This window comes from Streptomyces sp. NPDC060205 (assembly GCF_042728395.1).
Lineage (GTDB): Bacteria > Actinomycetota > Actinomycetes > Streptomycetales > Streptomycetaceae > Streptomyces.
The window spans coordinates 1-23,256 of record NZ_JBHWZP010000079.1 but is presented as its reverse complement, the minus strand read 5'-3'; the positions used below and the strand labels follow the sequence as shown (position 1 = coordinate 23,256).

The following is a 23,256-nucleotide window of genomic DNA, read 5'->3' as shown; positions in this document are numbered from 1 at the left end:
GCGCGGTTCGAGCACCGCGCGAGAATCCCTAGGAACGGCAACGGCGATGACGGTGACAGAGGACAGCCCGGCGGCACCCGCCGTGGACACGGCACAGGCCCCGGACGGTTCGTACGGTCCCGGTATCGACCCCGAGCGGCTGGCCGTCTGCCTCGCCGTGCTCGACGAGCTGGAGAAGATCGACGTCGACCACCCCGACGCGATCCGCGTGCGCCGCGCCACCGCGGGGATCTACCGCTCGGTCAAGCAGCGCCGCCGCCAGGAGCGCAGGGCCGCCAAGACCGCCCACGACAAGGCCGTCACCGAGGCCACCGCCACCGGCTCCGCCCAGCGCATCGACGACGAGACCGAGGGCGTCCTGCCGTCGTCCGTCACCGAGGCCGGCGCCATCGCGGGGATACTCCAGCGCCCGCGCTCCTGCTACACCTGCAAGGTCCGCTACACCGAAGTCGACTACTTCTACCACCAGCTCTGCCAGAAGTGCGCCGCCGAGAACCGCGCCCGCCGAGACGCCCGCACCGACCTCACCGGCAAGCGCGCGCTGCTCACCGGCGGCCGGGCCAAGATCGGCATGTACATCGCGCTGCGGCTGCTGCGGGACGGCGCGCACACCACGATCACCACGCGCTTCCCGAACGACGCGATCCGCCGGTTCAAGGCCATGCCCGACAGCGACGAGTGGATCGGCCGGCTGAAGATCGTCGGCATCGACCTGCGCGACCCCGCCCAGGTCGTGGCGCTCGCCGACTCGGTCGCCGCCGCGGGGCCGCTCGACATCCTGATCAACAACGCCGCGCAGACCGTACGGCGCTCGCCGGGCGCCTACAGCGAGCTGCTCGCCGCCGAATCCGGGCCGCTGCCCGCCGGTGAACTGCCGCCCGCCGAGGTCATCGGCACGTTCGGCTCCGGAGCCGTGTCCGCGCTCCCCGTGGCCGGGGGCGGCGAGCTGACCGCGCAGGACGTGACCGACCTCGCGCTCATCTCCGGCTCCGCCTCCCTGGAGCGGATCGCGGCCGGTACCGCCATCGACGCGGGCGGGCTCGTGCCCGACCTGCACGACACCAACAGCTGGATCCAGGCGGTCGAGGAGGTCACGCCGATCGAGCTGCTGGAGGTCCAGCTCTGCAACTCCACCGCGCCGTTCATCCTCATCAGCCGGCTGCGGGGGGCGATGGCGGCGGCCGAGGCCGGGCGTACGTACATCGTGAACGTGTCCGCCATGGAGGGTGTCTTCAACCGCGGCTACAAGGGCGCCGGGCATCCGCACACCAACATGGCCAAGGCCGCGCTCAACATGCTCACGCGCACCAGTGCGCAGGAGATGTTCGAGAAGGACGGCATCCTGATGACCGCCGTCGACACGGGCTGGATCACGGACGAGCGGCCGCATCCGGACAAGATGCGGCTGGCCGACGCGGGGTTCCATGCGCCGCTCGATCTCGTCGACGGGGCGGCGCGGGTGTACGACCCGATCGTGCGGGGGGAGCAGGGGGAGGATCTGTTCGGGGTGTTCTTGAAGGATTACGCGCCTGGTAAGTGGTAGTTCGCTGCGCTTGCTCTGGCCGGGGGGCGGGGCTCGGCTGAGGGCGGGCTTGAACTGGGACCTGGGCTTGAGGTGGGGCTCGGGTGGCGAGGCTCGTCGTCGGGTGCGGGTCAGTGGGGGCTTGTCGCGCAGTTCCTCGCGCCCCTGAGGGGGGCGGTTGGAGGTCGGCTGACCGTTGGTGGGGGTTGCTCGCGCCGTTCCCCGCGCCCCTTCGGGGGCGCCCCTTACTGGGCTGCTCGGCGGACTCTTGTTCCGCCGTCCACCAGGAGGTCCGTGCCTGTGATCCACTGTGCTTTGTCCGAGGTCAGCCATAGCACGGCCTCGGCTATGTCCTGGGGGGCGCCTATGCGGCCCAGGGGGAGTTCGGCGGTGGGGTCCTGGCTTGGGCGGTCCCAGACGAAGCGGGCCATCTCCGTGCGGACGAGGCCGGGGGAGACCGAGTTGACGCGGACCCCTGGGGCCAGTTCGCCCGCCAGTTGCTGGGTCAGGCGGAGCAGGGCCGCTTTGCTGGTGCCGTAGGCGCCCAGGCCGGGGCCGACATGGGTCGCTCCCTCGGTGCAGATGTTGACGACCGAGCCGCCGTGCGCGCGCATCCAGGCCCGCCACGCGTGCTGCGTCAGCCGCAGCGGGGCCTCGACGTTGACCGTGTACGCCTCGCGCCACCGGTCCGGGTCGGCGTCCATGAGCGGGCCGTAGGGCTGGTTGGTCGCCGCGTTGTTCACGACCACGTCGATACGGCCGTACGCGTCCATCGCCAGCTCGGTCAGCCGGCGCAGGTGGGCCGGGTCGGCGACCGTGCCCGCCAGGCCCACGGCGTCGCCCAGGCGCGCGGTCGCCCGGGCCAGCCCGTCGGCGTCCCGGGCCGTGACGCACACCCGCGCGCCCGCCGCCACGAACGCCTCGGCGACGGCCAGCCCGATCCCGCGCGAGGCCCCGGTGACGATGGCGACCCTGCCCTCGAATCCGTACGGCGACGTCATCCGCGTACCGTCTCATGACGGTCCGTCAGGCGACAGGGCTCGTCACCGGCGGGCGGCGAGCGGCGCCTCGTGGTGGAGGGGTCGGGGGGAGGTCAGTCGACCGCGCCCAGGCGGGTGTGCCGGGCCGAGACGAGTTCCAGGACCGTGCGCCAGTCCTCCAGCACTCCCGCGTCCAGACCGGCCGTACGGGCCGCCTCGTCGGCCTGGCGCAGCGTCAGTACGTCCTCACCTGTCCGATTGTCCGGGTTCTCCCGGGAGAGGCGTACCAGGTCGGAGACCCGCTCGCCCAGCAGCGGACGGACCGCGGTTGCCGTGAGAGCGGCGTGGCCCGTGGGATCGGCCGGTCCCAGCAGTTGGCCGACGACGTGCACCAGCCCGGCCACCTGCAGTTCCTTGTCGGCCGGGCGGCTTCGGCGCAGCAGCGCGGCGGTCTGCAGGGCGTGATCGTGCAGATCGACCGGGGCCCCGCCGAGGCAGGAGGTGCCCCGGACTCCCCGGCAGGCGTGCAGCAGATCCATCAGCTCTTCGACTCTGCGCAGCTCCATGCGCCAGTCCTCCCTGCGGGCGAGAAAGGCCGTCGTCTCGCGCCAGCAGATCATGGCCAGATTTCAATCGGGCCAACGGGAACTGAACTGCACGCCTGCCCGCACCGTATGCCCTGCCCGAAAGCTCGGCGGCTCGTTCAGTGGCCCCTGTCGATCCACTCCTGGACGTTCGGGGACTCGGCGCCGACCGTCGTCGTGTCGCCGTGGCCCGTGCGGACCACCGTTTCGGCGGGCAGGCCGAGCAGGCGGGTCCGGATCGACTCGACGATGGTCGGGAAGTGGGAGAACGACCGGCCCGTCGCGCCGGGGCCGCCCTGGAAGAGGGTGTCGCCGGTGAAGACGGTGTCCAGCTCCGGGGCGTACAGGCACACGGCGCCCGGCGCGTGACCCGGCGTGTGCAGGACCGTCAGCTCCACGCCCGCCACGGTCAGCTTCTCGCCGTCGGACAGCTCGCCGTCCGGGAGGCGGTCCGGGTGCGTCTGCTTCCAGAGCGGGAGGTCGTCCGGGTGGAGCAGGATCGGCGCGCCGGTGCGGGCCGCCAGGGCCGGGGCCGCGTCGATGTGGTCGTTGTGCGCGTGCGTGCAGATGATCGCGCGCAGGGTGCGGGTGCCGAGCGCCTGCGCGATGGCGTCCGCGTCGTGCGCCGCGTCGATGACGACCGCCTCGGTGTCGTCGCCCACGATCCATACGTTGTTGTCGACGTCCCAGGTGCCGCCGTCCAGGCTGAACGTGCCCGAGGTGACCAGGTGCTCGATGCGTGCGGTGGTCACAGCTCCACCACCGATCGCAGGACGTCGCCCCGGTGCATGCGGTCGAAGGCCTGCTCGACCTCGTCGAGAGCGATGGTCTCCGTCACGAACGCGGCCAGGTCCAGCCGGCCCTGCTGATGGAGGTCGATCAGCATCGGGAAGTCCCGCGAGGGCAGGCAGTCGCCGTACCAGGAGGACTTCAGGCTGCCGCCGCGGCCGAAGACGTCCAGCAGGGGCAGTTCGAGCTTCATCTCCGGGGTGGGGACGCCGACCAGGACCACCGTGCCCGCGAGGTCGCGGGCGTAGAACGCCTGCTTGTACGTCTCCGGGCGGCCGACCGCCTCGATGACGACGTCCGCTCCGAAGCCGCCGGTCAGCTCGCGGATCGCCTCGACGGCGTCCGTCTCCTTGGAGTTGACCGTGTGGGTGGCGCCCATCGTGCGGGCCTTCTCCAGCTTCCGGTCGTCGATGTCGACGGCGATGATCTTCGCGGCGCCCGCGAGGTTCGCCCCGGCGATCGCCGCGTCGCCCACGCCGCCGCAGCCGATGACGGCGACGGAGTCGCCGCGGCCCACGTTGCCGGTGTTGATGGCCGCGCCGATGCCGGCCATCACGCCGCAGCCGAGGAGGCCGGCGACCGCCGGGGAGACGGACGGGTCGACCTTGGTGCACTGGCCGGCCGCGACAAGGGTTTTCTCGGCGAAGGCGCCGATGCCCAGGGCGGGGGAGAGCTCGGTGCCGTCCTCCAGGGTCATCTTCTGCTTGGCATTGTGCGTGTCGAAGCAGTACCAGGGGCGGCCGCGGAGACAGGCCCGGCACTGGCCGCAGACCGCTCGCCAGTTCAGGACCACGAAGTCGCCGGGGGCCACGTCGGTGACGCCCTCGCCGACGGACTCGACGACGCCCGCCGCTTCGTGGCCGAGGAGGAAGGGGTAGTCGTCGCTGATGCCGCCCTGCTTGTAGTGCAGGTCGGTGTGGCAGACCCCGCAGGCCTGGATCTTCACCACGGCCTCGCCGGGACCCGGGTCGGGGACGATGATCGTCCGGATCTGCACCGGCTCGTTCTTGCCGGGGGCGATGACACCGCGTACCTGCTGGGCGGCCATGTCGGGCTCCTTCACATGGACAGTGGGGCGCTGATCATGTTGGCACAGGAGCGGACAAGTGCGTCATCGCCTGTGGATAACTCGGGACGACCAAGGATGACTCCAGATGGTTACACCTTGTTTTCAGCCCCATCGAGCGGCGGCCCGCTCATTTGGTTACTCTGTGCGGGACGGACAGCTCATTTGGGTCCCACCCACACCCACGGTCCGTCCCGGGACAAGCCAGTCACCACGGCCTGCTCTCATGCGAGTTGACCGGCGCCACCGCGTCCGAAGTGCCCTTGTTCAGACCCGAGCGGACGCAGGCGACCGGCAGCGGAGTGGTCCTGTGCGCCCCGAGGGTGACCCGACACATAAGGAGTGCGCGGTGACACCGGAGACGACGAATCTCGATCAAGGCCTCAAGGAATGGACAGAGGTCACGGACCGGGCGGAGAAGCTCGGCAGCCTGGACGTGTGGGCCAGGTCCGCGCCCATCCGGCTGGCGGGCTACGAGGACGATCTGGCCGAGCCTCACATCCTGCCCAGCGTGGACTGACCGGACCGCCGGGGCGGGATGGCCGGGCGTCCGTCCTGGGCGCCTGGCGGCGAGTGGTGGGTCGGGGCCGTGCCGGTACGTCGAGCCCGTCGCCTTCCGGGTGTACTGCTCCAAGAATCGGAGAGTACGGTCGATTGCAGGAGCCCTATGCGACGGGCTGCGACGTACCGGCACGGCCCGCTCCCGTGGTTTCGCGGGTGCAGCGTCGTGCCAGACTTGTGTTCATGCTGATCAGGGACGCCGTGGCCGACGACTGGGCCGGGATCTGGCCTTTCTGGCACCGCATCGTGGCCGCCGGGGAGACCTACGCCTGGGATCCGGACACCTCCGAGGGGGATGCCCGGGCCCTGTGGATGGCGCCGGGCAAGCGGGTGTTCGTCGCCGAGGACGAGGTCGAGGGGGTCGTCCTGGGCTCCGCCTACGTCACCCCCAACTACGGCGGGCCCGCGGCCGATGTGGCCAACGCCGGGTTCATGGTCGACCCGGACCGGACGGGGCGGGGTGTCGGCCGGGCCTTGGCGGAGCACGTCCTGCGCACGGCCGAGGCCGACGGCTACACGGCGATGGTCTTCAACGCCGTGGTGGAGACCAACCCCGCCGTGAAACTGTGGACATCGCTGGGCTTCGAGATCGTAGGCACGATCCCCGCCGCCTTCACACACCCGTCGGAAGGAAAAGTCGCCCTGCACGTCATGCACCGACTGCTCTGACCAACGGCACATCCCTCGCGTCGGGTACCGGCGGTCCCTCGCGTCGGGTACCGGCGGTCCCTCGCGTCGGGTACCGGCGGTCCCTCGCGTCGGGTACCGGCGGTCCCTCGGGTCGTGTACCGGCGGTCTCATGGGCGCGGCATCCGGGGCGTCCATCTGCTTTTTTGGGGGGCGCAGCGACTGGGGCGCCCATCTGCCTTTTAGGGGCGCGGGGAACTGCGCGACCAGCCCCCACGGACCCGCACCCGACCGAACAACCCCTACCCCCCGACCCCCACCCCCAGCGGAGCAACCCGCGTCCAGGGGCGCAACCCCTCCAACTCCCCGGCGACCCGCAGGAGAACCCCCTCACTACCCACCGGCCCCACCAGCTGGACAGCACCCGGCAGACCCGACGGCAACACCCCGAACGGCACCACCATCGCCGGCCACCCCGTCAGATTCCACGGCGGAGTCAAGGGGGAGTAGGCGGTGTTGACCAGAACATTCCGCACCCACCCCCGCTTGTGCCAGTCGGCCGCCGCAGGCCCCCGCCGCGCCAGCGCGGGCGTGAGCAGCACGTCGTGCTCCGCGAAGAACGGCGCGAGCCGCTCCCGCAGCTGCTGCCGGCGCACCCCGGTCCGTACCGAGTCCACGAACCGGCGCCCCAGCCCCGCGTGCACCCGCGTCCGCGGCGCCAGCCGCCGCGGATCCAGCCCCTCCGCGTCCACCGCCGTCCCGGCCGTCCAGTGCGCCAGCGAGGTCGTACCCAGCCACACCGGATACGGCGGGTCCGCGCGCCGTACCCGGTGCCCCGCCCCGGTGAGCAGCCGGGCGGCCTCTCGCGCCGAGGCCGCGTAGGGCCGGGTGACGGCGACGCCCGCGAGAGGACTGCGCACGGAGACCGCGACGGAGAGAGGGGCCGTCTCCTCGGCGCGTACGGCCTCCGTGGCGGCCAGTACCGAGAACATCAGGCCGGCGTCCTCGACCGTCGTCGCCAGCGGCCCGTTCTCGGACATTCCGAACCAGTCGCCGTGGCCGATGCCCGCCGGGATCGTGCCGTGGCCCGGCTTCAGGCCGATCAGGCCGCAGTTGGCGGCGGGGATCCGCAGCGAGCCCATGCCGTCGTTGCCGAGCGCCAGGGGCACCATCCCCGCGGCGACCGCCGCCGCGCTGCCCCCGGAGGAGCCGCCCGCGGTGCGCGTGGTGTCCCACGGGTTGCGGGCCGTGCCGTACACGCCTTCGGTGGTGCCGAAGACGCACAGTTCGGGGACGTTCGTCACGCCCACCACGACGGCTCCCGCCGCGCGCAGCCTGGCCACCGTGACATGGTCCTCCGCCGCCGGGGTGTCCGGGCTCGCCGCGCTGCCGTTGCGGGTGGCCTCGCCGCGTACGCCCAGGTTGTCCTTGACCGCCACCGGCACGCCCGCCAGGGGGAGGTCGGCCAGGTCCGCCCGGGACCCCACCTCGTCCGCCTCGGTGAGCGCGGCCGCCGCGCGTACATGGCGGAAGGCACCCACGCGCGCGTCGAGCAGTTCGATGCGTGCGAGGTGCTCGGCCACCACCTCGCGCGGCGTGACCCGCTTCTCGCGGACGGCGGCGGCGATCTCGGCGGCGGTCCGGCCGGCCCAGCTGGTCACGGTGGCTCCTCGGGGACGTGGTCCTACTGATCAGCAAGGTGAGTACTGGTGAGTACGCATGCGTACGAGAAGTACTGTGCCCCGGCGCCGGCCGTCCCGTCGAGAGTCGCTCGGCCGAGAGCCACCGTGCCGGGGCGCGCGGGGCACGCTTGGACATTCGCTGCGCTCCTCTTGGACTTTTGGCGACCCCTCGCGCTGATTCTTCGCGCGGAGTTGCAGGTCATCCGACCACTGGATCAACTCGGCGCACTACGGACCCCATTGACATGCTCTGGAGGCGGCCCAATCATCACACCTCCGATGTATGGGAGGTGCCCGTGAGTACGGACGTCAAGAGTGCGTCTTCTGGACGGTCCTGGCTGGTCGGCGCCCTGACGGCGCTCCTGATGCTCGCGGCGCCGGTCCCGCCGGCTGGGGCGACAGCGGCGACAGCGGCTGGAAAGACGACAGCGGCAGCCGTTGCCGCGACTCCTGTCACGGTTCCCGCACTGGCCGACTGGACGCCGGGAACCGGCCATTACGCGTACGGGCGCGGCACCCGCCTCGTCGCCGACGGCCGGGCCGAACGCCGCGTCGCCGACACCCTCGCCGACGACCTGCGCGCGGCGGGCCACGGCGCCGTCCCGGTCGTGAGCGGGGGAGCGCGCAAGGGTGACATCGTTGTCGATGTCTCGCCCGGCAGGGCCGCGCTGGGCAAGGAAGGGTACGAACTCCGCGCGGGCGCAGGCCTGTCGGTGACCGCCGCCACCGAGGCGGGCGCCTTCTACGGCACGCGGACCGTTCTGCAACTGCTGGCGCAGGGCGACCGGGTGCCCGCCGGACGCACCGTCGACGTGCCCCAGTACGAGGAGCGGGGTGTCGGCGTCTGTGCCTGTTACGTCCACATCACCACCGAGTGGCTGGAGAACCTCGTACGCGACATGGCGTACCACAAGCTCAACCAGCTGCTGCTCGAACTGAAGGTGAGGAGCGACGCGCACCCCGAGGCCAACACCTGGGGCTACTACACCAAGGACGAGATACGGCGGCTCGTCGCCCTCGGCGAGAAGTACCACGTCAGCATCGTTCCGGAGATCAACTCCCCGGGGCACATGGATCCCTGGATCGAGAACCGGCCCGATCTCCAGCTCACCGACTCCGACGGCAACAAGCAGCCCTCCCGGCTCGACATCACGCGCCCCGAGGCCTTCGCCTACTACACGAGCCTGATGGACGAGTACGCGCAGGTGTTCACCTCCGGCTCCTGGCACATGGGCGCCGACGAGTACATGCTCGGCTCCGACTTCGCCAAGTATCCGCAGGTCCTGGAGTACGCCCGGGCCAAGAACGGCGCGGACGCCACCCCGCAGGACGCCTTCATCGACTTCGTCAACCGGGTCCACTCCTACGCGGCGGGCAAGGGGAAGGAGCTGCGGATCTGGAACGACGGTCTCACCGGCGCCAACACCGTGCCCGTCACGGCCGGCACGACGGTCGAGCACTGGCTTAACGTGGCGACCAAGCCCAGCCAACTTCGGTCGCAGGGTTACCCGTTGATGAACGCTGCCTATGCCCTGTATCTCGTGCGTGGTGGCTTCCACTCGGACACCAGGGGTCTGTACGACCAGAAGTGGGATCCGCGCAGCTTCGAGGGGGAGAAGCTCGCCTCTCGGGAGGGAATCACGGGGGCGAAGATCAGCCTCTGGCCCGACAACGGCCGGGGCGAGACCGAGAACGAGGTCGCGGAGGACACCGATCCGGCTCTGCGCCATCTTGCCCAGGCCACCTGGGGTTCGCCCCACCCGGACGCCACGTACGACCGGTTCACCGCACGCGCGGCTGCCGTGGGCCACGCGCCCGGCTGGCGTGACCTCACCCGTGTGCCGGTCGCGGACGGCACGTACACCTTCCGCTCGGGGGCCAGGAGCGTCACCGCCGAGGTCGAGCGCACCCCGGACGGTTACGTGACCTTGAAGACCGAGGACGGCTGCCTGGAGGTGCGGGGCGGCAAGCTCACGCTCAACGTGCCGCTCCAGCCGGGAGTCGAGGTGTCCGAGCAGGCGTGTGACACCGCGAACACCGTGCAGCGCTGGCAGTTGGTGCCGGTGGGACGTGGTTATCGGCTCGTCAACGCGATCACGCAGATGGCTGTGCATGTCGGCGACGACGGACGGCTCGTCCAGTATCCGCCTGACCGGCGGGGCGCAGCCGTTTGGCAGGTGACGGCCGCCTGACCCGGAGCCCCGCCGTCCTCCGTCTCCACCCCCTGACCTGAGGAGTGCGACCCTATGGCAGTCTCCAGACGTCTTTTCGTCACGGCCGCCGCGGCTCTTGTGGCGTCCAGCGGTACGGCGCATGCCCTCGTGTCCGCGGCCCCCGTCACGCCGGACGAGCCGTGGTACCGGATTCCCGTCGGTCCCGGCGACTCCCCGGACGAGCTGGTCCGCAAGGCGTCCCAAGTCCGGCCCACGCAGCGGCAGATCGCCTGGCAGGCCCTCGAACGCACCGCCTTCCTGCACTTCGGGGTGAACACCTTCACCGGGCTCGAATGGGGCACCGGGGACGAGGACCCCGACGTCTTCCAGCCGGTCGGCCTCGACACCGACCAGTGGGCCCGCGCCCTGCGCAACGGCGGCTTCAAGCTGGCCATCCTCACCGTCAAGCACCACGACGGGTTCGTGCTCTACCCGTCCCGTTATACCAACCATTCGGTGGCATCGAGTAGTTGGGAGGAGGGACGAGGGGATGTCCTGCGGTCGTTCGCCGACTCCATGCGGCGCCACGGGCTCAAGGTCGGCGTCTACATCTCACCGGCCGACGAGAACCAGTACCTGCACGGCCTGTACGCCAACGGCAGCGCCCGCGCCGAGCGCACCATCCCCACCCCGGTGCCCGGGGACGACCGCCCGGACGGGCCGGTCCTCACCCTCCCGGCCACCGACTACGGCGCCCACATGCTCGACCAGCTCTACGAGGTCCTCACCGAGTACGGGCCGGTCGACGAGGTCTGGTTCGACGGCGCCCAGGGCCGTATCCCGCCGGACAAGGTCGAGACGTACGACTGGGACAGCTGGTACACGCTCATCCGGACCCTGGCCCCGGACGCCACGGTCGCCGTCTCCGGGCCCGATGTGCGCTGGGTCGGCAACGAGGGCGGGCTGGCCCGCGAGAACGAGTGGAGCGTCGTACCCGTCCAGGAGATGCCCAACGGACGCATGGACTTCGCGCTCTCGTACGACGCACCGGACATGGGCGGCCGGGACGCCCTGGTCGCCGCGCAGCCCGTGGCCGACTTCCTGCAGTGGTGGCCCGCGGAGGCCGATGTGTCGATCCGGGACGGCTGGTTCTACCACGCCGACCAACAGCCGAAGTCGGTGCAGCAGTTGACGGACATCTACTTCGGCTCGGTGGGCCGCAACGCGGTCCTGCTGCTCAACATCCCACCGGACGACGAGGGCCGACTTCCGGCAGCGGACGTCGCCCGCCTGCGGGAGTTCCGCGAGCGCATCGACCGCGAACTCCCGGGAGACCTGGCACGCGAGGCGCGGGTCACCAGGTCACCCGGCACGATCACGGTGGACCTGGGCCGCCCCCGCGAGGTGGACCGCATCCGCCTGGCGGAGGACACCCGCCACGGCCAGCAGGTCGAGTCGTTCGTGATCGAGGCCCACACCGACGGAGCCTGGCAGCAGGTCACAGAGGCAGGCACCATCGGCGCCAGCCGCATCCTCCTCCTACCGACCCCGACCCGGTCCCACCGTTGGAGGGTACGGGTCACAGCTTCCCGCCAGCCTCCGCACTTGGCACAGTTCGCCCTGTACCGCTCACGCATCTGACACCGCGCAGCAGGGGCGCCCCGCAAGGGGCGCGGGGAACGGCGCGAGCAACCACAACGAACCCGCACCCAACGACCAACCCCCGCCCCCGGCTTCCAAGGGGCGCGGGGAACTGCGCGCTCAGCCACAACGAGCCCGCACCCAACAACGAACCCCCGCCCCCTCCCCGCTCAAGCGCCGCAGGCCCCGCAGGGCCCCGTGCTGTCGCGCTCGATCAGCCCCGGCACCGGCACCCCCACAGCCCGCGCAGGCCCCCCGTCCAGCAACGACGTCAACTCCGCGGCCGCGGTCCGGCCGAACGCCACCGTGTCGCGGGACAGCGCCGACAACCACGGCTTGACCATGCGGCACAGCGCCGAGTCCTCCCAGGCCACGACCGACACGTCACCCGGTACCGAGAAGCCCAGCTCCGTCGCGGCGGCGACCCCGGCGACGGCCATCACGTCGTTGTCGTAGACCAGCGCGGTCGGTGTCGCCCCGCCGCCCAGCACGCCACCCTCCAGGACGCGGCGCGTCACCGCCGCGCCCTCCGCGTCGGAGTAGTCCGTGGTCACCGAGCACACCTCGGCGAGCCCGCGCCGGTCCGCCTCGGCGCGCAGCGTACGGATCCGCCGCTCGGTGTGCGCGAGACCGGGCAGCCCCGCGATGTGCACGATCCGCCGGTGACCGAGTTCGTACAGCCGTCCCACCACGGACGCCATCGCGCCCGCGTCGTCCGCCCAGACCGTGGAGAGACCCGGATGCCGTGCGTCCGGCGCCCCGCCGATGACCACCGCCGGAAGTCCCAGTTCGTCGAGCAGGCCGGGGCGCGCGTCGTCGGTCCGCGGGTCGACGACCAGTACGCCGTCCACGCGGTGCTCGGCCCACCAGCGCCGGTACACCGCGCACTCGTCGTCGACGTCCTCGACCACCTGGAAGAGCAGCCCGAGGTGCCGCTCGGCCAGCACCTCCTGTATGCCCGAGATGAGCTGCAGGAAGAACGAGTCCACCCCGAGCGTGTCCGCGGGCCTCGCCAGGACCAGGCCGACCGTCGCCGTGCCCTCGCCGGACAGCTGGCGCGCCGCCGTGCTGGGCCGCCAGCCCAGTTGTTCGGCGACCCTGCGCACCCGGTCCCGGGTGATCTCGGACACCCCGGGGCGGTCGTTGAGCGCGAACGAGACCGCGCTCTCGGAGACCCCGGCGCGCTGCGCGATGTCCTTCATCGTCGGCCGGCGTGCGGGAGACCGCTTGGCAGGCAACTGCTCCTCATTCCACTAAAGCGCTTGAGTCAGCATAGCCTAAAGCGCATTAGTGATCTGTTGCAAGAGGGTTGCCACAGCATACTTGACCTGGCCATATGCCGAACTAATGAATTTAGCGAGGCGGAATCCATTGACTTCCCCGCCGCGCAGGATGCAAGGTCTGCCCGTCACCCCTGACCCACACCGTCGCAAAGGAGCCCGGTCACCGTGCGCATGCCTCGCAGAGCACTCGCCGCCGCTGTCGTCGCCCTGGTCCTGCCGCTCAGTGCCTGCGGCTCCGGGGGTGACGACAGCGGTTCCACGGACGCCTCCGGCAAGGTCGAGGGCGACATCACCTTCCAGACCTGGAACCTGCGGGCCAACTTCAAGCCGTACTTCGAGGGCCTGGTCGCCGACTTCGAGAAGAAGTACCCCGGCACGCACGTGAAGTGGGTCGACCAGCCCGCCGAGGGCTACGCCGACAAGATCAGCGCCGACGCGGCCGGCGGCACCCTGCCCGACGTCGTGAACGTCTCGCCGGACCTTGTCGCCCCGCTCGCCAAGGCGGGCCTCGCGCTCGACCTCGACAAGGCCGCCGCGAAGTACAAGGAGGAGTACCTGCCCGGTGCGTGGGCCAGTCACGAGATACCGGGCATGGAGGGCACGTACGCCTTCCCGTGGTACCTGAACACCGGCCCGCTGTTCTACAACAAGTCGCTGTTCAAGGAGGCGGGCCTGGACGCCTCGAAGCCGCCGCGGACGTACGACGAACTCTTCGACGACGCGATGGAGCTGGCCGACAAGAGCGACGGCAAGGTCGCGACCCTGGCGAACGTGCCCACCATCGAGGACTTCGGTCGGTACGGCGTCGAGCTGATGAACAAGGAGGGCACGGCCTTCGCCTTCAACGACGCCAAGGGCGTGGAACTCCTCACCAGGTACAAGGAGTTGTACGACGCCAAGGCCCTCGACTCGCAGGCGCTGACCGCGACCCCCGAGTCGTCCGGCAAGAAGTTCCTCACCGGGGCCGTCGCCATGAACCCGGGCAGCGCGCTGGACCTCGGCAACTTCAAGAAGCAGGCGCCGAACCTCTACAAGAACATCGGCATCACCGACCAGATCACCAGCACCGGCAAGGTCAACATGTACGTCATGGGCGTGATGGTGAACGCCCGGACCAAGCAGATGCCCGCCGCCGTCGCCTTCGCGCACTTCGTCACCGACGCGCAGAACCAGATGTCGTTCGCCAAGAAGGTCGCGATCTTCCCGAGCACCGCCGGTTCGCTCGACGACCCGTACTTCACCAAGGAGGACGGCACCGATGAGACGCGGGTGCGGATCGCCGCCGCCAAGTCCCTGACGAACGCCGCCAACTACACGCCGGTGCTGTTCAGCGAGCAGATGAAGACCGAACTGCGCAACTCCGTCGCCAAGGCGCTGCAGGGCAAGGTGAGCCCGAAGGAAGCTCTCGACAACGCTGTCAAGGCGTGTGACCGCCTGCTCCAGCAGCAGGGCTGAACGACATGACGAGCTCTTCCGGTACCGCTTCCTCCCGTACGGCTTCACTCGGCAAGGTCTCCGCCGGCGGGGCGTCCGTCGGTAGCGCTTCTCCCGGTGACGGCGACGGCGACGGCGGTGGTGGACGTCCTGCCGGGGCCGTCGCCCGGGCGCGGCGGCAACTGCCCACCAGTCCCTGGCTGTTCGCCGCCCCGGGGCTGCTGGTCGTGGGGATCTTCATCCTCTACCCGTTCGTCTCCACCGTGGTCAACGCCTTCACCGACCGCCGGACCCTGATCCCCGGCGAGTTCGTGGGCCTGGCCAACTTCCGGGAGCTGCTGCACGACGAGATGTTCTGGATCGGTCTGCGCAACAGCACGCTGTACGTCCTCGGGGTCGTCCCCGCGCTCGTCCTGCTGCCCCTGCTGCTCGCGCTCCTCGTCCAGAGGAACATCCCCGGCATCGCCTTCTTCCGGTCGGCCTTCTACACCCCGGTCGTCGCCTCCATCGTCGTGGTGGGCCTCATCTGGGTGTGGCTGCTCGACGAACGCGGCCTGGTGAACTCGCTGCTGGAGGCGATCGGGGTCGGCAGGGTCGGTTTCCTGAGCGACCAGTGGCTGCTCCTGCTGAGCGCCATGACGGTCACGGTCTGGAAGGGCCTCGGCTACTACATGATCATTTATCTGGCCGCGCTCGCCAACGTGCCGCGCGAGCTGCACGAGGCCGCGGCCGTGGACGGAGCCGGCGCGGTCCGCCGCTTCCTCACGGTCACCGTGCCCGCCGTCCGCTCCACGATGGTGCTGGTCGGCGCGCTCTCCTCGGTCGCCGCCTTCAAGGTGTTCTCCGAGGTGTATCTGATGGCGGGGCCCGGCGGCGGTCCCGCGGGCGAGGACACCACGCTCGTGATGCTCGTCCAGCGCACCGGCACCGGCCTCACCGGCCGGGTCGGCTACGCCTCCGCCATCTCCGTCGTCGTCTTCGTCGTCACCGTCGCGCTGATGCTGCTCGTGCTGCGCGCCGACCGGAAGGAGGACGCGTGAGTGCCGCCGAGAAGGTGCGTGAGGAGCAGGCCGGTGCAGAGGCGCCCGGCCGCCGCGGTCGCCGTCGTACGCGCGTCACCGATGAGCACGGGAAGCACGTACGGGTGTGGGAACTCGTTCTGCGCTACGTGCTGTTGCTCGCCGTGCTGGCGCTGACCGTCGGGCCGTTCCTGTGGCAGCTGTCCACCTCGCTGAAGGGGCCGACCGAGGACATCTTCAGTTCGCCGCCCAAGTTCCTGCCCGGCGAACCGACCCTGCACAACTACGACCGGGTCGCCCGGACGATCCCCGTGTGGGACTACGCCTTCAACTCGCTGAAGGTCGCCACCGCCAACGTCGTGACGAACTGCGTCGGCGCGGCGCTCGCGGGCTACGCGCTGGCCCGGCTGCGCTACCGCGGCCGCAAGGTGGCCACGCTCGTGTTCATCCTCGCGATGCTCGTGCCCGTGGAGGGCATCATCATCGCCCAGTTCACGACCATGCGTGAGCTGGGCCTGAACAACACGCTCATCGGGGTCGTCCTGCCCGGGTGCATCGGCGCGATGAACGTCCTGCTGATGCGCAACGCGTTCCTCAACCTCCCGTACGAGATCGAGGAGGCGGCGTTCGTCGACGGCGCGAACACGTGGCAGCGGTTCCTGCGGATCGCGTTGCCCTCGGTGAAGGGGACGCTCGCGGTGGTGGCGATCTTCGCGTTCATGGGGGCGTGGGACGACTTCCTGTGGCCGTTGATCGTGCTCAGCGATCCGGACAAGTTCACCTTGACCATCGGCTTGAACTATCTGCACGGCACCTTCGCCAATGATGAGCGGCTGGTTGCCGCCGGCACGATCATCGCCGTGGCGCCGCTGATCGCGCTCTTCGCCTGCCTGCAGCGGTACTTCTTCCGCGGGGTGGGGGAGGGGGCGGTGAAGGGGTGAGCTCTGCGGTGACCTCGCTTTTCTGGGGCACAGCCCCATCGTTGCCAGGTGCGGCCCGGTGGGGGCTTGTCGCGCAGTTCCCCGCGCCCCTGAAAAGCGACGGCCGGTTGTCGGGTGCCGGTCTCACAGCCCCGCGCTCCTGAAGGCACGAAAGCTGGGGCGCAGCCCCGCTTTCAGGGGCGCGGGGAACTGCGCGGCCAGCCCCCACGCACCCGCACCGTGTGCCCCTGAGGTGCGGCGCCGCCCTGCTCGCAAGGGGCGCCCCAGCCCGTGCAATCCCCCCAGGCACCCCCACACACGCACCACAGAAACAGGACTAGGAACCCCGGATGTCTTCTGCCGTGCGCTTCGGCGTCAACTACACACCGAGTGAAGGGTGGTTCCACAGCTGGCTCGACTTCGATCTCGATTCCGTGCGGGCCGATCTCGACTCGATCGCCGCACTCGGGCTCGACCACATACGGGTCTTTCCGATCTGGCCCTATTTCCAGCCGAACCGTTCGCTGATCCGCCCGCGTGCCGTGGAACAGCTCGTGGCGCTCGCCGACGCGGCGGCCGAGCGGGGTCTGGACGTCAACGTGGACGGTCTGCAAGGCCACTTGTCGAGTTTCGACTTCCTGCCCGCGTGGACGCAGACCTGGCACCGGCGCAATCTCTTCACCGACCCGGAGGTCGTCGAAGGGCAGACCGAGTATCTGCGGACGCTCGCCGCCGCCCTCGCCGACCGGCCCAACTTCATCGGCATGACCGTGGGCAACGAGGTCAACCAGTTCTCGGCGGGCCCCCACCCGGACCCCGACCGGGCGGCGGCCGACGTCGTCGACGCCTGGCTGGAGCGGATGCTCGCGGCCTGCGAGAAGGGCGCCCCCGGCAAGCTGCATCTGCACGCGGAGTACGACGCCACCTGGTACCAGGACGACATGCCGTTCACCCCGGCGCAGGCCGCGCGGCGCGGCGCGGTCACCGCCGTGCACTCGTGGGTCTTCAACGGCACGGCCCAGCGGCACGGGCGTACCGGCGTCGCGACCGAACACCACGCCGCCTATCTGATCGAGCTGAGCAAGGCCTGGGCCGACGATCCGGCGCGCCCGGTCTGGCTGCAGGAGGTCGGCGCACCGGCGCCGCTGGTCCCCGCCGAGCACGCCGCCTCCTTCACCGAGGCGACCGTCGCGAACGCCCTGGACTGCACGGACCTCTGGGGCATCACCTGGTGGTGCTCCCATGACGTGTCCCGCGAGCTCGCCGACTTTCCCGAACTGGAGTACGGGCTCGGGTTGTTGAGCAACGACCGCCGGCCCAAGGACAGCGCGCGGGTGCTGGCCGGCGCCGCCCGCCAGGCCCGCGAGCACCCGGCTCCGCCCAAGGCCCGTACCACCGCGCTCGTCGTCCCCGGCGACCCCGCGGGCCGTTCCGTCTGCGCGCCGGGCGGCCCCGTTTTCGAGGCGTTCTTCCGGCTCACCGCCGACGGCGCCCGACCGACCACCGTCCTCGCGTCCCGCGCGAACGACGGGGAGCACCTCACCGCACGAGGCATCACCGAAGTCGTCACGCCCGACCAGGTTCCGTAACCCCACAGGAAACAAGCACTCCCACAAGGAGGCACTTGCCCGTGAACCCCACCAGACGCACCGTCCTGCTCGTCGCCGGCACCGGGACGGCCGCCGCCCTGCTCCCGGCCGGACCGGCCGCCGCCGGTCAGGAGGCCGCGTCCCCCGCCGCCGGGGCCGCCGCCTCGGCACTCCAGCCGTACGCCTCCTACTGGTACCCGGACTCGTTCCCCTCCGGCTCACCGGGCGCGGGCATCACCTGGCGCAGTCTGAAGGCGTGGAGCGCAGCCACCGACGCCGACCTGGCCTTCAACACGGCGTCCGTGCCGCTCGCCGAGCGGTTCACCCCGACGCCGGTGAACTCGACGGCACGCGCCGGACAGGCCCGTATCCAGTCGCTGGTCTCCTTCGGTCCGACCGCGAGCAACCCCTCGCAAGGGTCGGCCACCGCCGACTACTACGCGCTCACCCACTGGAGTTACGTCGACGAGCTGGTCTTCTGGGGCGGTTCCTCCGGCGAGGGGCTGATCCTCGCGCCGAACGCGCCGATCGTGGACGCCGCCCACCGGCACGGCGTACCCGTCCTAGGCAATGTGTTCCTGCCGCCCGCCGCGTACGGCGGCCAGCTGCAGTGGACCCGCGACCTGGTGCAGAAGGACGCGGCGGGGCACTATCCGCTGGCGGCCCAGCTCGTCGCGGTCGCCGAGGCGTACGGCTTCGACGGCTGGTTCGTCAACGCCGAGACGGGCGGCGGGAACGCGGCGCTCGCCACGGACATGCTCGGTTTCCTCACCGAGCTGAAGACGCTCAGCGCGGCGAAGGGACAGCGCGTCACCTGGTACGACTCGATGACCGTCAGCGGCTCGGTGAGCTGGCAGGGCGCCCTCAACAACCAGAACCGGGTGTTCTACCAGGCCGCCGACACGATGTTCCTCGACTTCCGCTGGTCGGCGAGCAGCCTCGTCTCCTCCGGTACGAACGCCCAGCAGATCGGCCGTGACCGCTACGAGCTGTGGGCGGGCGTCGACGTCGAGGCCAACGGATGGAACCGGTCCGTGAACTGGGACGCCATGGTCCCCGGCGGCTCGGCCCACATCGTCTCGGTGGGCTTCTACCGGCCCGAGTGGACCCGCAACCACCTGCCCGCCACCCGCACACCCGGCGACTTCCACGCCTCCGACGACCGCTTCTGGAGCGGCCGTTCACTCGACCCGGCCCGCCCCGACACCACCGACACCTGGCGGGCGCCCGCCGTCTCGGTCGCGGACCGCTCGACCGTCACCGCGCTCCCGTTCGCGAGCACGTTCAACACCGGCCACGGACTGCGCTGGTACGAGGACGGCGAGGTGACGTCGACGGCGCAGTGGAACCATCTCGGACTCCAGGACCGGTTGCCGTCCCGGCGCTGGGTCACGCGGACGACGGGGCAGCACCCGGCCGTCACGTTCGACTTCGCCGACGCGTGGCGCGGCGGCAGCAGCGTCCTGGTCGACGGCGCCCTGACCGCGCCCACCACGCTCGACCTCTACGGGACCCGCCTGCCGCTCGGCGCGGACACGGTCGTCGAACTGACCCACCGGGCCGACTCGGGCGACGTGGAGGTGGAACTGGCCGTCGCCACCGCTGAACCGTCCGGTCCGGGGCAGCCGTACTCGTACACGTACTTCCCGGTCGCCGCCGGTGACGGCTGGGAGACCTCGACCGTACGGCTGACCGGGCTGCCCGAGGGCGGCACGGTGCACGCGCTCGGGGTCCGGCTCACCGGGGGCGAAGGTGGTGGTGTCGTGAAGTGGCGGCTCGGCGGACTCGCCGTACGCGAGGGGGACGCCCAGGCGCCGGGCACGCCTGTCGACGCGCGTGTCACCGACGCCTCGGGAGGCGATCTGCGCCTCGCCTGGCGCGCGGCCACCGGCGCCGGCGTACGCCATTACGCGCTGCACCGGGTGCTGCCCGACGGCACCCGGCGTTTCCTCGGCGGAACCGCTCAGCAGGCCTTCTTCGTTGGAGGACTGACGGCGGAAGGAGGCGAGAGCGCGGCGAGGTTCGAATTGCGGGCCGTTGGGGAGCTTTACACCGCGTCGGCCCCCGCGACCCTGACCCACACCTGGTGACCGCCGACCACCGGTACCACCGGTAACAGCAACAACCCGCACAACGGAGTTACGGAGCACCCCACATGCATGACGACCGCGGCCTGGTCGAAGCCCGCCTCAAGCGCGTGCTCGACGAGCGCATACGACCCGCCGTGTACCCCGAGTCCCTGCCGCTGGAAGTGGCGGTGTGGAACGCGCCCGGCGAGCCGGTGCCCGTCGAGGAGGGGCTGGCGGCCACGCCGTCTCCGGTGGCGGTCGGCGACAGGTGGGGTGCTCCCTGGGGCACCAGCTGGTTCCGGGTGACCGGGACCGTGCCCGAGGAGTGGGCGGGGAAGACCGTCGAGGCGATCCTCGACCTCGGCTTCGACGAGAACATGCCCGGCTTCCAGTGCGAGGGCCTCGTCTACCGTCCCGACGGCACTCCGGTGAAGGGCCTCAACCCGCGCAACCAGTGGGTACGGATCGGGGCGCCCGTCGCGGGCGGCGAGGAGGTGCGCCTGCATATCGAGGCCGCCTCCAACCCCGTCATCCTCGACTACCACCCCTTCCTGCCGACGCAGCTCGGCGACAAGGAGACGGCCGGCGGCGAACCGCAGTACAAACTGGCGCGGATGGACCTCGCCGTCCTCGACGAGACGGTGTGGCAGCTCGTCATCGACCTGGAGGTCCTCGGCGAGCTGATGGCCGAGCTGCCCGTGGAGTCCGCGCGCCGCTGGGACATCCTGCGCGCGGTCGAGAAGGCCCTCGACGCCGTCGACCTGCAGGACGTGGGCGCCACCGCCGCCGCGGCCCGCGCCCAGCTGGAAGCCGTGCTGGCGGCTCCGGCCGTGCCCTCCGCCCACCGCATCAGCGCCGTCGGCCACGCGCACATCGACTCGGCGTGGCTGTGGCCGCTGCGCGAGACCGTCCGCAAGGTCGCCAGAACCACGTCGAACATGACCGCGCTCCTGGAGGACGAGCCGGACTTCGTCTTCGCCATGTCGCAGGCCCAGCAGTGGGCCTGGGTCAAGGAGCACCGGCCCGAGGTATGGACCCGGGTGAAGAAGGCCGTCGCCGACGGGCGGTTCGTGCCGACGGGCGGCATGTGGGTCGAGTCCGACACCAACATGCCCGGCTCCGAGGCCATGGCCCGCCAGTTTGTGCACGGCAAGCGGTTCTTCATCGACGAGTTCGGCGTCGACAACGACGAGGCCTGGCTGCCCGACACCTTCGGCTTCGCCGCCGGACTGCCGCAGATCATCAAGGCGGCCGGCTCCAAGTGGCTGCTCACACAGAAGATCTCCTGGTCGCAGACGAACAAGTTCCCGCACCACACCTTCCAGTGGGAGGGCATCGACGGCACGCGGATCTTCACGCACTTCCCGCCCGTCGACACGTACAACTGCTCGATGAAGGGCAGCGAGATCGCCCACGCGGCGAACAACTTCAAGGACAAGGGTGTCGCCCGGCACTCCCTCGCCCCGACCGGCTGGGGCGACGGGGGCGGCGGCACGACCCGGGAGATGGTCGCCAAGGCGGCCCGGCTCCGCGACCTCGAAGGCTCGGCGACCGTGGTCTGGGAGACCCCGGAGAAGTTCTTCGAGAAGGCGGAGGCCGAGTACCCGAACGCGCCGGTGTGGGTCGGCGAGCTGTATCTGGAGCTGCACCGGGCCACGCTCACCAGCCAGGCCAAGACCAAGCAGGGCAACCGCCGCAGCGAGCATCTGCTGCGCGAGGCGGAGCTGTGGGCGGCGACCGCGGCGGTCCGGACGAAGTTCGCCTACCCGTACGAGGACCTGGACCGGCTCTGGAAGACGGTCCTGCTGCACCAGTTCCACGACATCCTGCCCGGCTCGTCCATCGCCTGGGTGCACCGCGAGGCCCGTAAGACCTACGAGGCGGTGGCCGAGGAGCTGAACGGGATCATCGGCGCGGCGCAGCGGGCGCTGGTGGGCGAGGGGACGACCGCCCTCGCCTTCAACTCCGCGCCGCACACCCGCGACGGGGTGCCCGCGGGCGGGGCGCGGACCCCGGCCGTCGGCGGCGAGTGCACGCTCGTGCCGCGCACGGACGGCGGTTTCGTCCTCGACAACGGATGCCTGCGCATCGAGATCGACGAGCGCGGACTCGTGGTCTCCGCGTTCGACCTCGCCGCGGACCGCGAGACCCTCGCCCCCGGCGAGGCCGCCAACCTCCTGCAGATCCACCCCGACTTCCCGAACATGTGGGACGCCTGGGACGTCGACGAGTTCTACCGCAACACGGTCACCGACCTCGTCGAGGCCGACGAGGTCGTCCCCGGTGACGACGGGGTCTCGGTCCGGATCGTCCGCACCTTCGGGGCGTCCAAGGTCACGCAGGTGCTGTCGCTCGCGCCGGGGGAGTGGCGGCTCGACCTCGACACCGAGGTCGACTGGCACGAGACGGAGAAGTTCCTGAAGATGTCCTTCCCGCTCGACGTGCACGCCGAGCGGTACGCGTCCGAGACGCAGTTCGGGCACTTCTTCCGGCCGACGCACACCAACACGTCCTGGGAGGCCGCCAAGTTCGAGGCCTGCAACCACCGGTTCGTCCACCTGGAGGAGCCCGGCTGGGGTGTCGCCGTCGTCAACGACTCGACCTACGGGCACGACGTGACGCGTGCGGTCCGTGGGGACGGCGGTACGACCACCACCGTCCGGGTGTCGCTGCTGCGCGCCCCGCGCTTCCCCGACCCCGAGACCGACCAGGGCGTGCACCGCTTCCGGCACGCGCTGGTGCCCGGTGCGGCGATCGGGGACGCGGTGCGGGAGGGGTGGCGGATCAACCTTCCCCAGCGGAAGGTCGCCGGCGGGGCGTCGGAGGTCGCGCCGCTGGTGACCGTCGCGCAGGACGCGGTCGTGGTCACGGCGGTGAAGCTGGCGGACGACGGCAGTGGTGACGTGGTCGTCCGCTTCCACGAGTCGAGGGGCGGGCGTAGTCAGGCGACGCTCACGGCGGGCTTCGACGTGGCGTCGGTGACGGTGACGGACCTCCTGGAGCGCGTGCTCCCGGACGCCACGGCCCCCGACCGGGACGGCAACCGCCTCACCCTGAAACTCCGCCCGTTCGAACTGGTGACGCTGCGCCTCACGCGGGCGTAAGCCTTTCCGGGCCCACGTGAACCTGCGGCCCGGCGGGGGTTGCCCGCGCAGTTCCCCGCGCCCCTGAAGGGCGCGGGCCTGCGGCCGGGTGCGTACCTGCGGCTCGGTGGGGGTTGCTCGCGCCGTTCCTCGCGCCCCTGAAGGGCGCGGGCCTGCGGCCGGGTGCGTACCTGCGGCTCGTTGGGGGTTGCTCGCGCAGTTCCCCGCGCCCCTGAAGGGCGCAAGCCCGGGGT

Annotated in this window: 17 protein-coding genes; 11 read left to right on the top strand and 6 right to left on the bottom strand. The window is 70.8% G+C overall.

Annotated elements, in window-relative coordinates; all coding sequences use genetic code 11:
- Nucleotides 1–46: 46 nt before the first annotated feature.
- On the top strand, nt 47–1,543 hold the full coding sequence (locus ACFWGJ_RS16565; RefSeq protein WP_387324655.1) for an SDR family NAD(P)-dependent oxidoreductase: 1,497 nt from the start codon (nt 47–49) through the stop codon (nt 1,541–1,543).
- 224 nt (nt 1,544–1,767) lie between these two features.
- Here the strand turns inward: ACFWGJ_RS16565 and ACFWGJ_RS16560 are convergent, their stop codons facing one another.
- The 4 genes from ACFWGJ_RS16560 to ACFWGJ_RS16545 all read right to left on the bottom strand — a co-directional run bounded on the left by ACFWGJ_RS16560 (nt 1,768) and on the right by ACFWGJ_RS16545 (nt 4,923).
- Entirely contained in the window at nt 1,768–2,523 is a 756-nt protein-coding gene (locus ACFWGJ_RS16560) for an SDR family oxidoreductase (protein ID WP_387324652.1), read from the bottom strand.
- Nucleotides 2,524–2,615: 92 nt separating this feature from the next.
- Nucleotides 2,616–3,068 (bottom strand): hypothetical protein, encoded by a 453-nt coding sequence (locus ACFWGJ_RS16555; protein ID WP_387324676.1) that lies wholly within the window; start codon nt 3,066–3,068, stop codon nt 2,616–2,618.
- Between the two features lie 137 nt (nt 3,069–3,205).
- Complete coding sequence (locus tag ACFWGJ_RS16550; protein WP_387324649.1) at nt 3,206–3,838, bottom strand: MBL fold metallo-hydrolase; 633 nt, start codon at nt 3,836–3,838, stop codon at nt 3,206–3,208.
- Entirely contained in the window at nt 3,835–4,923 is a 1,089-nt protein-coding gene (locus ACFWGJ_RS16545; RefSeq protein ID WP_387324646.1) for an S-(hydroxymethyl)mycothiol dehydrogenase, read from the bottom strand. The genes ACFWGJ_RS16550 and ACFWGJ_RS16545 overlap by 4 nt, the downstream gene beginning before the upstream one ends.
- 367 nt (nt 4,924–5,290) lie before the next feature.
- On the opposite strand from ACFWGJ_RS16545, the gene ACFWGJ_RS16540 reads away from it, so the two are divergent.
- Nucleotides 5,291–5,461, top strand: a complete 171-nt coding sequence (locus ACFWGJ_RS16540; protein ID WP_387324643.1) for a hypothetical protein — start codon at nt 5,291–5,293, stop codon at nt 5,459–5,461.
- 224 nt (nt 5,462–5,685) lie between these two features.
- Nucleotides 5,686–6,171, top strand: a complete 486-nt coding sequence (locus tag ACFWGJ_RS16535) for a GNAT family N-acetyltransferase (protein ID WP_387324641.1) — start codon at nt 5,686–5,688, stop codon at nt 6,169–6,171.
- 260 nt (nt 6,172–6,431) lie between these two features.
- On the opposite strand, the gene ACFWGJ_RS16530 is transcribed toward ACFWGJ_RS16535, so the two are convergent.
- Nucleotides 6,432–7,790: an amidase gene (locus tag ACFWGJ_RS16530; protein ID WP_387324638.1), complete on the bottom strand. Its 1,359-nt coding sequence runs from the start codon at nt 7,788–7,790 to the stop codon at nt 6,432–6,434.
- A 386-nt stretch (nt 7,791–8,176) separates the two neighbouring features.
- On the opposite strand from ACFWGJ_RS16530, the gene ACFWGJ_RS16525 reads away from it, so the two are divergent.
- Nucleotides 8,177–10,003 (top strand): family 20 glycosylhydrolase, encoded by a 1,827-nt coding sequence (locus tag ACFWGJ_RS16525; protein ID WP_387324674.1) that lies wholly within the window; start codon nt 8,177–8,179, stop codon nt 10,001–10,003.
- Nucleotides 10,004–10,057: 54 nt separating this feature from the next.
- Nucleotides 10,058–11,605: an alpha-L-fucosidase gene (locus ACFWGJ_RS16520; RefSeq protein ID WP_387324637.1), complete on the top strand. Its 1,548-nt coding sequence runs from the start codon at nt 10,058–10,060 to the stop codon at nt 11,603–11,605.
- A 170-nt stretch (nt 11,606–11,775) separates the two neighbouring features.
- On the opposite strand, the gene ACFWGJ_RS16515 is transcribed toward ACFWGJ_RS16520, so the two are convergent.
- Complete coding sequence (locus ACFWGJ_RS16515; protein WP_387324634.1) at nt 11,776–12,843, bottom strand: LacI family DNA-binding transcriptional regulator; 1,068 nt, start codon at nt 12,841–12,843, stop codon at nt 11,776–11,778.
- Between the two features lie 216 nt (nt 12,844–13,059).
- Between ACFWGJ_RS16515 and ACFWGJ_RS16510 the strand changes: the two genes are divergently transcribed.
- From ACFWGJ_RS16510 to ACFWGJ_RS16485, 6 genes are all read left to right on the top strand, one after another.
- Nucleotides 13,060–14,343, top strand: a complete 1,284-nt coding sequence (locus ACFWGJ_RS16510; protein ID WP_387324671.1) for an ABC transporter substrate-binding protein — start codon at nt 13,060–13,062, stop codon at nt 14,341–14,343.
- A gap of 5 nt (nt 14,344–14,348) precedes the next feature.
- Nucleotides 14,349–15,362, top strand: a complete 1,014-nt coding sequence (locus ACFWGJ_RS16505) for a carbohydrate ABC transporter permease (RefSeq protein WP_387324631.1) — start codon at nt 14,349–14,351, stop codon at nt 15,360–15,362.
- A complete protein-coding gene (locus ACFWGJ_RS16500) occupies nt 15,359–16,282 on the top strand; it encodes a carbohydrate ABC transporter permease (RefSeq protein ID WP_387324628.1) in 924 nt (307 codons plus the stop codon). Before ACFWGJ_RS16505 ends, ACFWGJ_RS16500 begins: the two co-directional genes overlap by 4 nt.
- Nucleotides 16,283–16,611: 329 nt before the next feature.
- Entirely contained in the window at nt 16,612–17,850 is a 1,239-nt protein-coding gene (locus ACFWGJ_RS16495; protein WP_387324624.1) for a glycosyl hydrolase, read from the top strand.
- A gap of 41 nt (nt 17,851–17,891) precedes the next feature.
- A complete protein-coding gene (locus ACFWGJ_RS16490) occupies nt 17,892–19,940 on the top strand; it encodes an endo-beta-N-acetylglucosaminidase (protein WP_387324622.1) in 2,049 nt (682 codons plus the stop codon).
- 65 nt (nt 19,941–20,005) lie between these two features.
- Nucleotides 20,006–23,023: an alpha-mannosidase gene (locus tag ACFWGJ_RS16485; RefSeq protein WP_387324619.1), complete on the top strand. Its 3,018-nt coding sequence runs from the start codon at nt 20,006–20,008 to the stop codon at nt 23,021–23,023.
- Nucleotides 23,024–23,256 lie beyond the last annotated feature (233 nt).

Bases quoted from the DNA above. Each gene is read 5' to 3' on its own strand.
- ACFWGJ_RS16525 (WP_387324674.1), top strand. From the start codon at position 8,177: ATGCTCGCGGCGCCGGTCCCGCCGGCTGGGGCGACAGCGGCGACAGCG.
- ACFWGJ_RS16535 (WP_387324641.1), top strand. From the start codon at position 5,686: ATGCTGATCAGGGACGCCGTGGCCGACGACTGGGCCGGGATCTGGCCT.
- ACFWGJ_RS16495 (WP_387324624.1), top strand. From the start codon at position 16,612: ATGTCTTCTGCCGTGCGCTTCGGCGTCAACTACACACCGAGTGAAGGG.
- ACFWGJ_RS16510 (WP_387324671.1), top strand. From the start codon at position 13,060: ATGCCTCGCAGAGCACTCGCCGCCGCTGTCGTCGCCCTGGTCCTGCCG.
- ACFWGJ_RS16520 (WP_387324637.1), top strand. From the start codon at position 10,058: ATGGCAGTCTCCAGACGTCTTTTCGTCACGGCCGCCGCGGCTCTTGTG.
- ACFWGJ_RS16565 (WP_387324655.1), top strand. From the start codon at position 47: ATGACGGTGACAGAGGACAGCCCGGCGGCACCCGCCGTGGACACGGCA.
- ACFWGJ_RS16555 (WP_387324676.1), bottom strand. From the start codon at position 3,068: ATGGAGCTGCGCAGAGTCGAAGAGCTGATGGATCTGCTGCACGCCTGC.
- ACFWGJ_RS16505 (WP_387324631.1), top strand. From the start codon at position 14,349: ATGACGAGCTCTTCCGGTACCGCTTCCTCCCGTACGGCTTCACTCGGC.
- ACFWGJ_RS16485 (WP_387324619.1), top strand. From the start codon at position 20,006: ATGCATGACGACCGCGGCCTGGTCGAAGCCCGCCTCAAGCGCGTGCTC.
- ACFWGJ_RS16560 (WP_387324652.1), bottom strand. From the start codon at position 2,523: ATGACGTCGCCGTACGGATTCGAGGGCAGGGTCGCCATCGTCACCGGG.
- ACFWGJ_RS16545 (WP_387324646.1), bottom strand. From the start codon at position 4,923: ATGGCCGCCCAGCAGGTACGCGGTGTCATCGCCCCCGGCAAGAACGAG.